The organism is Actibacterium sp. 188UL27-1 (assembly GCF_016901225.1).
In the GTDB taxonomy this organism is placed as follows: domain Bacteria; phylum Pseudomonadota; class Alphaproteobacteria; order Rhodobacterales; family Rhodobacteraceae; genus 188UL27-1.
Window position 1 is genome coordinate 294,136 of the sequence record NZ_JAFEUL010000003.1, and the last position, 15,231, is coordinate 309,366.

At 58.9% G+C, this 15,231-nt stretch carries 10 protein-coding genes and 1 pseudogene; 3 read left to right on the forward strand and 8 right to left on the reverse strand.

Going from position 1 to position 15,231, the window contains the following annotated elements; translation table 11 throughout:
• Window positions 1–80: 80 nt before the first annotated feature.
• On the reverse strand, window positions 81–905 hold the full coding sequence (locus IU397_RS06775; protein WP_204411949.1) for a DUF6635 family protein: 825 nt from the start codon (window positions 903–905) through the stop codon (window positions 81–83).
• A 198-nt stretch (window positions 906–1,103) separates the two neighbouring features.
• Here IU397_RS06775 and IU397_RS06780 point away from each other — a divergent pair.
• Window positions 1,104–1,847: pseudogene (locus tag IU397_RS06780) on the forward strand (IS5 family transposase); the annotation flags it as partial.
• Window positions 1,848–1,970: 123 nt separating this feature from the next.
• On the opposite strand, the gene IU397_RS06785 reads toward IU397_RS06780, so the two are convergent.
• The 3 genes from IU397_RS06785 to IU397_RS06795 form a co-directional block, all read right to left on the reverse strand.
• Window positions 1,971–3,743, reverse strand: coding sequence for a reverse transcriptase family protein (locus IU397_RS06785; RefSeq protein WP_204411950.1), 1,773 nt, complete (start codon window positions 3,741–3,743; stop codon window positions 1,971–1,973).
• 292 nt (window positions 3,744–4,035) lie between these two features.
• Window positions 4,036–5,703 carry an SWIM zinc finger family protein gene (locus IU397_RS06790; protein ID WP_204411951.1) on the reverse strand — a complete coding sequence of 556 codons (1,668 nt, stop codon included), beginning with the start codon at window positions 5,701–5,703 and terminating at the stop codon, window positions 4,036–4,038.
• Complete coding sequence (locus IU397_RS06795; RefSeq protein WP_204411952.1) at window positions 5,703–8,759, reverse strand: hypothetical protein; 3,057 nt, start codon at window positions 8,757–8,759, stop codon at window positions 5,703–5,705. Before IU397_RS06795 ends, IU397_RS06790 begins: the two co-directional genes overlap by 1 nt.
• Window positions 8,760–8,950: 191 nt before the next feature.
• On the opposite strand from IU397_RS06795, the gene IU397_RS06800 reads away from it, so the two are divergent.
• Complete coding sequence (locus IU397_RS06800; RefSeq protein WP_204411953.1) at window positions 8,951–11,905, forward strand: CHAT domain-containing tetratricopeptide repeat protein; 2,955 nt, start codon at window positions 8,951–8,953, stop codon at window positions 11,903–11,905.
• Between the two features lie 107 nt (window positions 11,906–12,012).
• On the opposite strand, the gene IU397_RS06805 is transcribed toward IU397_RS06800, so the two are convergent.
• The 4 genes from IU397_RS06805 to IU397_RS06820 are packed head-to-tail and all read right to left on the reverse strand — an operon-like array spanning window position 12,013 to window position 14,329.
• Entirely contained in the window at window positions 12,013–12,471 is a 459-nt protein-coding gene (locus IU397_RS06805; RefSeq protein WP_204411954.1) for a MarR family winged helix-turn-helix transcriptional regulator, read from the reverse strand.
• Window positions 12,468–13,301, reverse strand: a complete 834-nt coding sequence (locus IU397_RS06810) for a carbon-nitrogen hydrolase family protein (RefSeq protein ID WP_204411955.1) — start codon at window positions 13,299–13,301, stop codon at window positions 12,468–12,470. The genes IU397_RS06805 and IU397_RS06810 overlap by 4 nt, the downstream gene beginning before the upstream one ends.
• A 6-nt stretch (window positions 13,302–13,307) precedes the next feature.
• Window positions 13,308–13,565, reverse strand: coding sequence for a glutaredoxin 3 (grxC, locus tag IU397_RS06815; protein ID WP_204411956.1), 258 nt, complete (start codon window positions 13,563–13,565; stop codon window positions 13,308–13,310).
• 29 nt (window positions 13,566–13,594) lie between these two features.
• Window positions 13,595–14,329, reverse strand: coding sequence for a ComF family protein (locus IU397_RS06820; RefSeq protein ID WP_204411957.1), 735 nt, complete (start codon window positions 14,327–14,329; stop codon window positions 13,595–13,597).
• A 21-nt stretch (window positions 14,330–14,350) separates the two neighbouring features.
• On the opposite strand from IU397_RS06820, the gene IU397_RS06825 reads away from it, so the two are divergent.
• Window positions 14,351–15,181, forward strand: a complete 831-nt coding sequence (locus tag IU397_RS06825; RefSeq protein WP_204411958.1) for an SAM-dependent methyltransferase — start codon at window positions 14,351–14,353, stop codon at window positions 15,179–15,181.
• Window positions 15,182–15,231: the final 50 nt, after the last annotated feature.

Sequence of the window (15,231 nt, forward strand, 5' to 3'; positions counted from 1 at the left end):
TATCGGGCTTTGGTCTGATGGGCACGATCCGTTGAACCGCCAACCACAGCGCACTGACATCCTGCTGACCAAGGCAGATGCTAGCCGCGGAACGATCGCCAGATATTGAGAAATATGTCGGTGATGTCTGCAAGACGGGCGGCGAGATGTTCGCCCGCAAGGCCGCTGTCTGATTGGCCATCCTTCTCCAATCGGTCCATCAGGCGTAATAAGCGGCGGCGATGCATGCCGGACAGAACCTGAAGTGGATCGGCGAGGATACCGGCAAATGTGGTAATGACAGATGCCAGCATGGCCAGGATGACGCCTGTCAGGATGACCTGCCAAAGCGCGAGGTTGGTCGAAAAAACACCATAGTAAAGACTGCCCAATCCGTCTCCCAAGGGAAACTGTTCAATTGCAAGGGAGCGTGCGCGCATCTCTGCCACTGGCGTGGCAAGGGAGATGACACCCGGCGTGGCGGACCGGAACAGCAGATATCCAATGAGCAGGACGATGAGGGTCGTTGTAATCTCGGCCACCGCATTGCGTATCGCTGCGTAATCTTCCACGGCGCGATCGGTGATGTCGGTAGACGCCTCAGGACCGATGCCCATCTCATCCAATTCCGACAGGAAGGCTTTCACCCGCTCGCTGACCCGATACGCGACATTCGTCCGAAACAGAACCTTCCAGCGCAATATGGTGTTGGCTACCCTATTGAATCGTAAGAACCGGGCGAGCAGTGCCACAAGCCGAGTGACCAGGAAAACCGGGGCCAGCATGACGTTGACGGGTGCGCGAAGCAGGTCAGCTCCCAATGCGGATCGGTGTAAGCGCAACGTCCCGCGCACTCCAAATGTGGCGCGGACAAATGTCCGCACAGCACTTTGACGGCGCTGCATCATGATATCGCGATCCGCCATGGGGCCCCTGTTTACGGTCGACGGGAGCGATCATCGCGGCCTCTCGCTGTTGTGCAAGCCCCAGCCCATCAGATCGGCAGTATTTTACGCTATTTTGTTTGGCACAAGCTCGGCCGGTGAGTGACTTATGCCGTAACCCGGCTCTGTTGCACAAATCCCGGGGGGCATTTTGTGGGTCCAGCATGGTGGCTGTGATCCATGAGCAGACCCAGACCCCCGACCTACAAGACCAGGAACTGGCCAGCCTATAACGAAGCGCTCAAGCGCCGTGGCTCGCTGACGATTTGGTTCGACCGAGAGATGATCTGGGATGCCGTGCCGACAGGCAGGTGCGGTTGCCAGCGGACCTCCAGTGACACCGCTATCCAGACATGCTTGACGATGAAGGTTCTGTTCGGCATGGCATTCCGGCAGCCGACCGGTTTTGTCGAGAGTCTGCTGAGACTGGTTGGCCTCGACTGGACGGCGCCTGACTTCAGCACTTTGTCCCGCTGTCAGAAGACGCTGGCCGTCAACATCCCCTACAGTGGGTGGAAGGGCCCGCTGCACCTGCTGATCGATAGCATCGGGATCGAGGTCGAGAGCGAAGGTGAGTGGCACGCCCGCAAGCATGGTGGCCCCAAACAACGGGTCTGGCGCAAGATCCATCTCGGCATTGACGAGGACACGCTGGAGATCCGAGCTGTCGAGATCACCGGGAGTCACATCGGTGACACACCGATCTTGCCCGATCTGCTGAGCCAGATCCCGATTGATGAAGAGATTGGCTCGGTAACCGCTGACAGCGCCTACAGCACCCGCAAGTGCCACGATGCCACCGCAGATCCCCACGGCTATGCTGTCATCTCGCCCTGCAGCAACGCGAAGCCATGGCAGAGCGCCACCTCCGCGCGAAACGAAATCCTGCGGGCCTCCAAATATCTCGGCCGCGCCCTGTGGCGATGATGGAGCGGCATCAAACCGCGACAGCTCCAGCTGTTGGATAAGTTAGCCCGGGAACGGGAAACCTCGGCCATCACCCGATTTCTGCAACAGAGCCACGTAACCCCCCAAACCGTAATCCAGCTACTTCCTGTAGCGATGGAACCATATGAAGTAGATCGTTGCCCCCATCAGCACCGGTGAGAACGGAAAAGGTATCAGTGCGATCAGCGCCAGAACCGTTATCGCTGTCTTCTGAAATCCACTCCACCCGACAAGACCTTTCTTCCCTTGGCGAGGTCGGGCTGGTCCGGACTGGCTGGGTTGAGCACGCGCCGCCCCCCAATCCCGCGCACGACGTTTGCCAACCGTGGGAATGTTGGTGGATCGCCCTTCCGCTGTTCCGGGGGGCTGTGGCAGGGCCTCCGGTACGGGCTGTGCGGGTTCAGCCGGTTGCCACCAATCGGCCTTTGGGGCCTCACCCCGGGCGGACATCTGACGGAAATGGTTCGGGTCTTCAGGGGGTACGCTCGTTTGATCTCCAAAAAGGGTTCGCGCATGCGCGACCAGATCCGAGACGCCGTCGCCATGCACCATGGTCAGAAATTGCGCATAGCCCAATGCGCTGTTCTTGGGATGACCAGACCCGAAAGAACCCATGTCCCGCCCCTGTTCCACATTATGCAGATAGGCACGGAACCTGCGTCTTTCCTTGCGCGAAATCGTGAGACCGTCGTTGACGGTGATCCCCGTTACCTCCTGGCGAGTATGGCGCCGCATCGTGCGGGTTTTGGCATCATTTAGATTAAACCCCTCATCCAAAACGATTTCCCCAACCGCCCAATCTAAGCTGCGCAAGGCCGTCGTGTCGTCTGTGGCAAATGAAAATGTCAGATCATCGGCGTATCGTGTATAGGTTGCCCCTAATTTGCGGGCTGTCCCGGTGAGCCGTCGATCCAACTGGCGGCAAAGAAGGTTTGTGATGGCTGGAGAGGTGGGCGCACCCTGCGGCAGAACCCGCTCCCCCCCCGCCACGTGCCACGTCTGACCATCCAATACGACCTCGGTCCGGTCCGCCTCGGTCGCGAGCAGTGCAAAGATCGCGGCCTGCGCCTCCGCATAGCCCAATGCAGCAAAAAGGCCTTTCACGCGTCGGTAACCGATGCTTGGGAAGAAGTCTTTTAGATCGTAATTGACGACCACGGCTTGGCGCATATGGGGTTTTGCATTGGTCAGGATGGATCGTCCGGCGCGAAAGCCATGGGCCGCGTCATGGGGTTCGATCTGGTTTACGATGTTGTCTAGCAGCCAATACTGCGCGCGCTTCAAGCGCGGCATGGGGGCGGACAAGATCCGAGTGCCGCCGCTTTTCTTCGGAATCTGAAAGCGATGATAATGGCTCACCTTGCTGACCGCCCGGTCATAGGCCAAGAACCGTAATTCTCCCAAGGTGATACCCATCGCATCGGCGATGTCGCCAAGATCCGGGAAGTCGGGCAACCCCTGACTGATCAGACGTTCGGCATTGCTGTCGCGGTTCTGCAAAGCCCCCGAAACGGTATCGCCCAGATGCACAATGCCTTCGGTTTTTTTGCGATGCCATGCAGCGGCGCGGTCATTGCGCGCCTGGATCTGGCGTTTCTTGGTCTCGATACGCCGGTCTTTGGCCTCGCGCATCTTTTGCTTCATGATCGCGCGCAGTGCTTGTTCTTGAGACCGATAAAGCCGCGCATCCTGGGCCAATTCGCTGATCTCGCGCCGCAACTCACCGCGCCGTTTGATCATCTCGGCGGGTAGGGATGGCATCGCGTCATCTTCGGCCCAAAAACCGTGACGGATCATCTCCTGCAAGGTGACCTCATCCATCGAGCTTTCGCGGATGCGGTCATATAGTTCCTGGCGGCGGTTCGATCTCATGCCGCAATCAACCGCTCACAGGAGGTCCAGAAAAGCGCATGCCGGACTTTCGAACAAGTCCCAGCGCTGGAACGCTCAACTCGAGGGCACCCCGCCCCACCATGCGTCTTTGACTTCACGGAAGTCATACAGCAAAGCGCATGGTGGGGCTGGGGTGCCCAAATAGAGAGCGCGCCAGCGATGCATGAGCAGTCAATAGGCCGGGATGGCGAAACACCATCCAATAAGCAAAGCCGCCATGCGCCTTCTGGTACCCGAACGATATCGCTGTGTTGCGTCCGGGGCAAGCCGATCATGACGCATCACCCCACGGACCGGCCATGACCTGGCCGCCGCTCGTGGCTTGGCCATCGGTGCGGCGCAAGGCGAGGATATGTTCGCATGGCCCTTTGCGCAGACCATTGGTCTGGTGGTGCCAGCAGGTGCAAGACGCCTTGATCAACCGGTCATCGGCATCGAGGGTGATCGTCACGGGGTAGTCGCGGCCATCCGCGGTGACCCGGCCCGTAATCTGGTGGGAGTCGCGGCTGGTGATCTTGGCCATTCCCGCAAGGACCAGTTTATCGGCAGCTGCCTCCTGCGGACTGTTAAAACGCATCGCTTCGAAATCCAGCGGTTCGCGGGTGACATCCCGATAGCGCCAGACCTGCTTATCCAGATCGTACATCGCGCGTCCGTTTTGGGCGAGGATGGTGAGTGCGGCGCCAACCTCTGAGCGGTCGAGCCCGGTGTCGTTCACGATTTCAGCCGTGTTGCCCAGCCATCGGGACGACAGGCTGTCAAAGACGCGGGTACGGCTGTCGATGCCGATCCGTTTGCGCGGTGCAAGTAGATCAAATTGCCCCGCCCGGGACCAGTCACTGCTGGTCCAACCTGACAAGCCAAGCGTGAACTTCATGGGACCCAGATCGGCCACAACAAAGGTTGGCATGCCGGATCCCAGCAAATACAGATCGAATGAGCGGGCGATTGGGATCAGACGTTCAAGGATGAGCAGCCGCCGTCGCCCCCAAAGCCTTATCTCCAGATCTTCATCCCCGTGATACACCGCGCGCGGGCATGGGATAGCCGTGTCCCATGGTTCGAATACCATTGTGACTGGCGCACCGGGTTTCAGATGAAATCTAAGCGAACGTGGGCTGTGTCGTTCTTTCTTTTGGCGCAGGGCAAAGCATAGATTGTGGATGTCCATCGGATGCAGCGTAACTCGGTGCGCAGGCAGCGTCATGGCAGAGCTGACTTGCAAGAACCCCCGCACCCAACTGTCGGGGAGGTCGATCTTTTGTTCAAATACCTCCTGCCCGTCGGTGTTGGTTGCGGTGAAGCCACCCGGCTCGACCCGCAGTTCCGTTCGGCGATAGCTGCGAACTTGCTGGAACGCGTGATAGAGCGCCCAGGAATAGTCGATATTGGTGACGCCGTTGGCGACCTCATCTATCTCGTCAAACATCTCAAGGTCGCAACTCAGCCGCCCATAGGTGGATTCGTCCGTGCTGAAACACTCAAACGAGATCTCGTCGGGGTGAACTGCAATCACCGGGTCCAATACGAACCAGGCATCGCGATCCACCTTGTAGAGCCAATTCCAGTACTCCCGCCGCTGCCGATAGAACGGGCGCATCAGATCATTCGAGCGGCGGTTGAGGGCATTCATCTCGGATTGCAGTGTCGTTAGCCGTTCCGAAGCGGCCTTACCTTGCGTCGCTGCCTCGGCCAGGTGTTGCGCTTTTTGTGTTTCAAGCCACGCGAAATACTCCGTCCGATCCTTGGGTTTGAACCGGAGGTCCGAGGTCACAACATGGTGCAATGTCGAAATGGCCTCCCGAAAGGCCACGTGGTTTGAGACGGCACCAACGAAATATGTCGGCTCCCGCAGCAAATCGGGCGAGAAACTCAACGCCTCCCCATCGCCGGTGTCGCGACGCCCACTGGCCCCGGCATATTTATAGGTAACGTCCATCAGGCAAGCCCCCCAGACCGGAGTTCTGGCAGAACGATCTGGGCCGAGGGGATCAGATCAGGTGATTTGGATTTCAGTTGCACGATGAGTTCCAAAAGGGCTGCGCGGTCATGGATACTGCAGGTTGCCGACAGTCGGTCCAGGAGGTCGCCGATGATCTCCAGCGCGGCAGGTTCACCGCTTGCAATCTCCTCGTGCAGGAATGCAAGGGTTTGCCTCTTGGCGGCGCGGCTTGAAAAGACCCGTGACAGGATTGTCAGGATCGCGGGCTTGACCTGTCGCAGCTTATCCAGGTCACCGGCGGCATGTTCTCGGATAAGCCGGGCAATGGTGAGGCGAAAGCTCGCAGACGGGTGTTCGCTTAGCCGCTGCAGGAACAGTGGGGCATTTTCGCCGGAAAAGGCGCGACCCAGCATTTCCCGACCAAAGACCTGGGCCGGTTTGGTCGTACAATCACAGAGCGCAACGATTGTCTCCGGCTGCCACTCGCCGGGATTCAGTTGGTTCCGGACGAGGTCATAGGCGGCGTCCCGGCTGTCCTGCCACTCGCCATCCAAAAGGGCAAAGATCTGTTGCGGCTTGGCTGTGATATCTGCCAGTCGATGTTCGAGGGCCGAGACCGCCCATCGCCGGGCAATCTGCTGATCGTTCGTGCCAATTCGGGCAATCTTTCGCAAAGAGAATGCATCGGGTTTTATCTGCTGCAAAGCTTGTGATCCGATCCGACGCGCGGGTTCGGCCTTGGCGCGCAGCATTTTCCAGATTTGATCGGGTCCCTGGGCAACGAACTGGGTCATTATGGCGGGCATTTGTGCGGCCAAAACGGCGCTGTCGCGCACGCCGTGCTCTTGTTCCTTGCGAAAGAGAATTGTTGCGATTTCTGTTGCGAGGCGCGTCGCTGCACCGGGATCGAACTCTGCCAACCGCCCCACTGCCGTTACTGCGGCATCGCGGGTCCCTTCGAAGGGGGATTGCAGGAACTGCAATACCGCCTCCAGACGCTGGTACAATTGCTCCGGGGCGGCTTTCGCCAGCAGTACGGCACCTGCGACTTGAATGTCGGGGTCGGGATCGTCTGCCAGGTTGGCTGGATCAAAACGAGCAATGCCATCGGGCCGTTCGGCCGCCAGAAGGATAGCCAAAAGCTTGGCAGGGATCGCCGAACTCGCTGCCAGGACCGTGAGTTGATCACCGGACATCTGTTGAACTGCGATCGGAAAATGGGAGGCAAGCAAATCAACACAAAGGCGCATATGACGTTTGTCGTCAGTCACCGTCTCTGCTGGCCAATTGCGTCGGGCGGCTTGGGCCACGACCTGCTCCATGAGATCAGGCAAGGCTGCATCCGTGGCGTGTTTGGTCCAAAATTCATCCAGCCAGTCGCGCGTTTCCGTCTTTACACAAAGCAGTACCGTTGCAGCGAATGTGCTGTCATCGGTCATCAGGTCCGGTCGGTGTGTGAGGACGGTCTGAGCCAGCGTAGTAGCCTCTGACTGGCCACTTGCAAGAAGGGCCGGGATCAACAGCCGGACATGATCGGCGGACCCGACCAGCCGATCACGCGCGAGCTTTAGTGCAAAGGCATGGGCCTGGCCCTCATGCCCAAGTAAGCTTGCGATGAGATCCACCGCCAGGTCGGCACAGTAATCGGGGCTATCCAACAAAATACGCGCTGCGAAACCTTGTATCATCTGTGACGGGGAGTGGGCCAGCAAAGGCAGAACCACCTCCAGTGCGTCATCCCAAAGGTTAGCATAGGGTTCTTCGCGGGCTGTTGCCACGCGGTCCGCCCGCGACAGCAGCGACCAATTCAGTGTACTAGCATCCTGCAATCGGGTGCCTGCGCCATGCAGGATCTTGTGCACGGTATAGCGATTGTCATGGTCCAGTTGGTCCGTCCTGGCATCCGCCGGGACCTCTGCCAAACAGGCGGCGGCCATGGGGACATAGGCTGGATCGTTCAGCGCCCCCAAACGCCTCAACTGTCGCCAGACGCGACGCCTGAAATAAGTACGGGTCGCTTTGGACCAGGCCAGTTTCGAGTTTTCGTTTGCCTGGTTCTCAATCAGCTTCCGGCGGGCGGCTGGATAATATCCATAGTAGTTGTTTTTGGATTGATAGGTTCCGGGGACATCGTCGAACCGGCGTGACAAACAGCCAAACACTTCTGCATCATCCAATGCCTCGGCCGCCTTGAAGATCCGGCGGACCGCCCTGAAAAGCTGCGGTTTCAGTGGCACTGCCCGCAGCACGCCCAGAAGTATTGACCTCATTCCCGGAGCAGCCTTTGACAGCATGAACAGATCAAGCAGAGTTTTTTGATGCTCCACCGCATCGCCCGACGCGAGATAACCCAAGATCCGCTCGACCCCGATGTCTTGCGGCTCTGCCAACGCTGCCGCGACCCTGTCGGGCAACCTGGTCCGCAATTCTCGGGCTACAATATCGGGTGGGTTGAGCCATGCTTCCGCAATGCGGGCCTGATCCGCCGCAACTGGGTCAGGCATGGCGCGCATTGCCTGCAATGCAGGCATGAGATCGGCCGCGCGATCCCCGCGACATCGGTACAAGGCATAAGCAAGCACGCGCATCGTGAGTGGCCCGGCTTGATGACGAAGCTCCAGCAACAGGGGCAATGCCGTGGTCAACCGAACCTGCCCGATCCGCCATACCAGGCGTGCAGCGGCGCTGTCTTCCATGCTGCCTGCCCGTTCCAGCAGGTAAAGCAAGCGGGATCCCCTTGGATCCGGGGCTTGCGTTGCCATACTGCTTGGACCGGTCGGCGTTTCCGCTCGCCACGGTATGTTATCGTCCTGATCAATGTAGCCTTGGTTCTTGCGGGCCAGAACCAGGCTATCAAACAGCCGTTCCGCAGTTTCCAGATCAACCGGTTTTTCGGTGCGCGTGCCTTCGGTGAATTCGCTCTCAGCCCAGCCATAGCTGTAATTCACCAGGTAGCGATCTGGTTGGCCGCGAACCATTTCCACCAGTTCGGCGACGTAAACGCGGTCTCGCCCGCGCCGCAGAAGAAGGGTCACTTTCTTGATCGTCTTCATCTGACCCATAATCCTCAACGCAACTACCTGAAAATTCGTAAACGAAAGGATCAAACACCATCAACCCGAAAATTGGCCGAAATCTTCGCAGGGTCGTGGCAACCGGCCCTTGTATGTCGCCCGCTTGTTCACCTTCCTGTTCCAAGGCCCATTTGCTACCGATGGCATGGGGCACATACCGGGGCGCAATCATGGAATGTCTTTCAAAACGGCTCATCCGGTTACCGGTCTTGGTCACGGTCTTCGTCTTGTCGAATACGCAACCCGGACTCTCTGATCCTGCGCAGGATTTGAACACGGCTGTGGCGTCGTTCAACGCGGCACCGTCTTCTGACACTGCTGCGATCTTGGGGGAGCGTATCCTGAACCTTGGCAGTCAGGGGGATTGGGATGTTCTGGCCGCGATAGACCTTACGGTCACAACAGCACTGATTGGGCATTTACCGCCTGATCTGGCGGCAGAGGTTCTACTTTTCACGGCACAAGCCGAAGGGCTGACCGATCAAGGGGACGACCGCCAGCCTTTGATCGCGCTGTCGGACCGCTTTGCGAACATTGCGCTGTCCGATGATCAAAAGCGGGTCTTCGATATCAACCTCGGCTATGTGCTTGTGCAGACCGGCGATCTTGATCAGGGGGTCCAACGCCTTGACCGGGCGCGCCAGATGGCCGAGGCGGAAGGCCGCGCCGAAGATCTGTTGAACCTGTGTGGTCTGGCTTCTAACACTTTGCACCGCGTCGGAGCCATAACACAGGCAGCTGCGTTCTATGATGCATGTGCCGAAGGCTCAGTGCTGAACCAAACACCCCTGCTGGATAGAGGTTTCTTTTGGCATAACTACGCGCTGTTCTTGCGCGACCAGGGGTCATTCGATCTGGCCGTCGAATACCATGTTATTGCGCTGACCGATCTGGCGGATGTGTTCGGGTTACCGTCGCCGCAGGTCGTTGATGCCTATGATGGTATGTCCCAGACCCTGTTGGCCAAAGGCGATCTGGGAGGTGCGGATTCCGTGGCCAGCCTTGCCCTTGGTTATTCGGAGGAGTTGGGGCAGCAGCAGACCCAGCCCGCCCATTGGCGCGTGGTGAACAATGCCGCCGCGATCAAGCGCGCTTTGCGTCGGCCCCGGCAAGCGTTGGATCTGGATGAAGCCGCCTATGTCTGGCGCAAGGAGCATCTGGGTGAGGCCCACCCGATGACCTATGCTTCCTGGTTGAATTATGCTTTGGATCTTGTGGAGCTTGAGCAGTGGGAGGACGCACTGCCACAGTTCGTCGGGCTGTATCGGCGCATCGAGGCCGGGGAACCGGTGCCCTACAACCGCCGGGTCATCACGGCATACCTGTTATATATCGATGCGCGGCAAAAGCAGCGGGAGGGTGCGGTATTCAAAATGCCCTCTGTTGGCGATCTGGTCCGTGACGGGGCGCCCGGCGAATTGATCGAGGGCTTGATTGACCTGTCGGTTCAGGCAGCCCTCGCCAAAGATGACCTGGAGAAAGCCACGGAAACAGCCAAATGGCTAAGCGATTTCATGGTTGATGCGGTGCCGCCGGATCATCCCGCCCAAACCAACGCAAATCTACGCCATGCGGAACTGTTGGCGCGACAAGATCCCAAGGCCGCCGCGGATTTGCTGGTGACGATTGATCGTGACCTGTTCAATTGGACACGACGGCAGGCGCTGAGCGGAAGTTACGATGCCTCAATCGCGGCGCGTGCCCTGACCGATGACTTGTTGCTGACGATGGTTCGCCTGGCCGAAACCTCACCAGCGTTCCAACCCCATGTCGCCGAAGCGTTGCATCGCTGGAAAACACTGGAGGCTCCCACCGATCGTGCCTTGCGGGACGTCGTATTGACGGCATCGGATCAGTCGCTGGGTGCCGCTGCGCGTGATTATCTCCTTGCTGCGGGCCGGTTTCAGGAGACGGTCAGAGCTGAACCGGTCACCGATGCGATTGCCATTATGGATCAGGCTCTGACAGCTCAACGTGTGGCATTGAACGAACGCCTTCAGGCAGCGGGATTGCAGTTGGCGGAGCCGCCCCTGGCGCCGTTGGAACAGGGCGCGTCATCGGCCTTTGACGTCACCAGGGGGGATCTTGTCATCGATCTTTTCGTTCTGCGGGACTGGACGGTGCCGGACCGGGCGGGCTGGTCACGACAAATGGAGCTTTATGCCGCGGTCTACCGGGAGGGCGCGCCGCCGACTGTTCAACAGATCACCGACCTGGATTTTGCGACAGCTTCGGCAACGGACGTTTATGCCGGGCTATGGGATGCCCTTGGGCCGTGGTTGTTTGAGCAAGCTGAAGGTGCCGAGCGTGTTTTTATCTCTCCGGATGCGATGTTGTTTCAGATGGATCTGCTGGAGGCGCGCGATGCAAAAGACCGCCGTCTTGGAGAGGTCCATGACGTTTATCTTCTGTCGGACCGCGGCGCGTACAGTCGCCATGACAAGAATGATCAACTCGATGCCGAGGATGCAGTCGCGTTGGTTGGCGGTGTCTATTTTGACAACCGAAAGGAGGAGGGGCCCAACTATCTGCCTGGCAGCTTGGCGGAGGTCACGGGCATTGCCGACCTTGTGAAAAGCAAGGCGAAGACGGTTCAGTCACTCTCCGGGTTTGAGGCGACGGAAGATCGTGTCGCAGCCATGGCAGGCGGCGCTGAGCTTGTTCACCTGGCGACCCATGGGTTTTTCCGGGCCAATGACGAGGCACCGTTCAGTTTGTGGAATTCCGGTATTTTGTTGTCCCATGACGGGCCACCGGCAACCGTGAGCAGCTTTCGGGAGCAAACTGCCTATGCGCAGGAGATCATGGGCTGGGATCTTGGGAATGTTGAATTAATGGTGCTGTCTGCTTGCGAGTCCGGCGTGGGCCCGAATACCCCGATTGATGCGGTGCGCGGGTTACCACTGGCGCTGGCCCGGGCAGGCGCGCGGCGTAGTCTCGTGACCCTTGTCGAGATACCGGACCAACAAACCGTCGATATCATGATGCAATTCTATCGGTATCTGGGTGAGGAGAAGCTGCCCTATGCCGATGCCTTCCTGCAAACCAAGCGAGATGTTTGGGCCGGGCGGATCGACGGTGTCTCGCCCTATTTCGCGCGCGCGTTTGTTTTGTATACGCATTAGTGCGTTCAAATCGGCAAGATTACAGTCATGCGCTGTCGATGCCTTGCGCTGTCCGCATGGGGTTCAAGCACACCCGTTCCCGTCGATCCCAATGGCTATCGGGATATCTAGGGATCCGACGGGTCGCTGCTTTCGGCCAATTTCTCGCGCAGTTCCCGCAAGACCGGTAACGATTGACGGACCCGGTCAATTCCAATCTCGTCCACCACATCGCTGATCACTGGGGAGATCGCAGCAATGGCTGCTTCGCGGGCCCGCATGCCCGCCGGACTGATTGAGACCAGTTTGCGCCGGGCATCGTCCCAATCGGGGCGGACGTGAATGTGCCCTGCCCATTCCAATTTGGCCAGGGTGTTGGTCATGGCACCCCGCGTCAGGTGGAAACTTTGCGCCAGTTGCGCCGGTGTTTTCTCCCCTTTCAGCCGTGCCAGATGATTGAGAACGGAAAAATGGCTCAGTTCCATACCTTTGGGCAACACTTTGCTCAGCCGGTTGCGTGCCAACTGATCAGCCGTGAAGATCTCGCTAAACAGCGCAACGGCGAGGGGTTCGGACGGGTCGCTCAAACTGGGCCATCAAAGGCTGGATTGGTGGTTACGGACGGTATCCGCGACCGTGCCGCCTCAATTTCCGCCAGATCCAAGTCTACAAAGACGCAACCCGGATCTGTGCCACCATCGGCGATGACCTCTCCCCATGGGGCAATCGCCAGGGAATGGCCGTGGGTTTTACGGACCTTGCCTTCACTGGCGGCATGGGTGCCGCATTGGGCTGGTGCCAAAACGTAACAGCCCGTCTCAATCGCGCGAGCGCGCAGCAATGGCTCCCAATGGGCGGCACCGGAGACCGGCGAAAATGCAGACGGAACCGTCAGGATCTGGGCCCCGGCTTGCGCCAGGGACCGATAAAGATGCGGAAAGCGCAGATCATAGCAAATTGTCATGCCCACCGTACCAAGGGGCGTTTGGGCCAGAACTGCCCGCTCCCCCGGCTTGTAACCTGCGCTTTCACGGTAGGTTTCGCTATCGGAGATTGTGACGTCGAACATGTGGATCTTGTCATACCGCGCCACGATCTGACCCGCATCCGAGATCAGGAAAGATCGATTTGCAAAGCGACCACCGGTGCTGTCGGTTTTGACAGCAAGCGACCCAATAAGGATCCAAACGCCGTGATGTCTGGCTGCTTTGCTGAGCGCGGCAAGCGTCGGATCCTTATCCTCGACCTGCAACACCGCCATTTGCCGGGCTCGGCTGGGCGACACGCAATTGGTTACTTCGGGCGTCAGGACAAACCTCGCTCCACCCGCGACTGCCTGGTCAACAAGGTCCAATGTCGCCGGAAGATTTACTGCCGGGTCATCACTGGAATTCAGTTGCAGCAAGGCCGCGCGCAAACCACTCTACCCGGCAAGCATTGGGTCGAGCTTGCCTGACCGTTCCAAACCGTAAAGGTCATCACAGCCGCCCACATGGGTGTCGCCTATAAAGATCTGTGGGACCGTATGGCTGCCCCGCGCGCGGCTGAGCATTTCGGCGCGTTTGTCGGGATGTTGTGCCAGATCGATCTCGGAAAAGCTGATGCCCTTCTGGTTTAGCAACCGTTTGGCCGCATGGCAGAACCCGCATAGTGGCGATGTGTAAATCTCAACAGTTTGCATTTGGATCTCCTGCGAGGGTTGCAGAAGATCTAGGCGTCCTTTGCAACGCGCGCCAGTGCCAAGATGCGGACCTCGCTTGCTCCGGCGGCAAGGCAGGCCTCTGTTGCGGCGGCGAATGTTGCACCTGATGTCATGACATCGTCGATCAGCAGGACTTTGCGTCCGACAAGCCGGTGCTTGCGCATGGGATGGACACCGATGGCAGAACTGACATTTGCGAAACGGGCATCACGACCGCGGCCCTCCTGCGTAGGCGTGGCACGGTGCCGCACCAACAGATCGGGACAATGCGCCAACCCCGCACGTTTGGCCACGGCCTGACCTAGCAGCACCGATTGGTTGTATCGTCGTCGGACCAACCGCATCCAGTGCAGCGGCACCGGGGCAATCAGCATCGACGGTTCAAGGATGGGAGTAGCCGCGCGGTGCATCCAAGCCGCCAGCGCCGGGATAGATTCCGTGCGGTCCCCATGTTTCAGGGCCAAAACCAACCGGCGCCCGGTCCGGTCATAAAGCATCGCTGCACGGCCCCGCGACCAGGGTCTTGCCACCGCCAGACACTCATCACATTGGGGATGCGGGTCATTTTCATCGGGCGCGTCGCCGGGCAGGGGTACACCGCAACTGTCGCAGACCACCCCGCTGATGAAGGGTGTGTCCCGCCAACAGGTGCCGCACAGACCGCCATTCTCCCCCACGACGTCCCCGCAGGAAAGACATTGCGGCGGATAGACCGTTTGAAACAGACGTTGAATTACCCCCATGCGTGTCTAGGTTCCCGTGTCATGACTGGTTTGACCGATCGTCCGCAGTTAAAGCGATTTCGCGCTCGCGCTCACCGAGCCGGGCATGCAGATTTCCTGCACCGGGCTGTGAGAGCCGAGCTGCAGGAAAGACTGTCCGAGGTTAATAAAACGTTTAAAGACCTGGTGGTGGTTGCTGGTTTTATCGATCTTTGGCGAGAGCTTTGGCCATCTGCTCCGATCATACTGGACGACGATGTACTGGATCTGGCAGTCGCCCAGTACGACCTTGTGATCCATGCCATGTCTTTGCATTGGGCTGATGATCCAGTTGGGCAACTGATACAGTCGCGCCGGGCATTGCGGCCGGATGGGTTGTTTCTTGGCTCCCTGCTGGGAGGGGAGACACTTGCCACCCTTCGCAACACTCTGGCCGAAGCGGAAGTTGCGCTTACGGGCGGCCTGTCTCCCCGCATCGCTCCCATGGCTGAGATCCGAGATATCGGCGGTTTGATGCAGCGCGCGGGTTTTGCCATGCCCGTCGCTGACACGCTGCCGTTCACGGTGAGCTACGAGGGTCTGCCACACCTGTTGCACGATCTGCGCGCGATGGGAGAGGGGAATGCGCTGTCCACCCGACACCGACAACCCCCCCCCCGGTCACTGTTTGTGAAGGCCGCTGAATTATACCCCAAACAATCGGATGGGAGAATCGTAGCGGAGTTTGAGATCATCTTTCTGACGGGTTGGGCCCCGGCCGACAGTCAACCACAACCGCTGCGGCCAGGATCAGCTCAAAGCAGGCTCGCCGACGTCCTGGGTGGTGAAGAAGTGACGATGCCTGGCACCAGTTCTGGTCGGGACCGCGATTGACCTCTGATCCAAAGCCGTTATCTCACCGTATATTATGACTGATGTGCAAT

Bases quoted from the DNA above. Each gene is read 5' to 3' on its own strand.
- IU397_RS06775 (WP_204411949.1), bottom strand. From the start codon at position 905: ATGGCGGATCGCGATATCATGATGCAGCGCCGTCAAAGTGCTGTGCGG.
- IU397_RS06785 (WP_204411950.1), bottom strand. From the start codon at position 3,743: ATGAGATCGAACCGCCGCCAGGAACTATATGACCGCATCCGCGAAAGC.
- IU397_RS06790 (WP_204411951.1), bottom strand. From the start codon at position 5,703: ATGGACGTTACCTATAAATATGCCGGGGCCAGTGGGCGTCGCGACACC.
- IU397_RS06795 (WP_204411952.1), bottom strand. From the start codon at position 8,759: ATGAAGACGATCAAGAAAGTGACCCTTCTTCTGCGGCGCGGGCGAGAC.
- IU397_RS06800 (WP_204411953.1), top strand. From the start codon at position 8,951: ATGGAATGTCTTTCAAAACGGCTCATCCGGTTACCGGTCTTGGTCACG.
- grxC (WP_204411956.1), bottom strand. From the start codon at position 13,565: ATGCAAACTGTTGAGATTTACACATCGCCACTATGCGGGTTCTGCCAT.
- IU397_RS06820 (WP_204411957.1), bottom strand. From the start codon at position 14,329: ATGGGGGTAATTCAACGTCTGTTTCAAACGGTCTATCCGCCGCAATGT.
- IU397_RS06825 (WP_204411958.1), top strand. From the start codon at position 14,351: ATGACTGGTTTGACCGATCGTCCGCAGTTAAAGCGATTTCGCGCTCGC.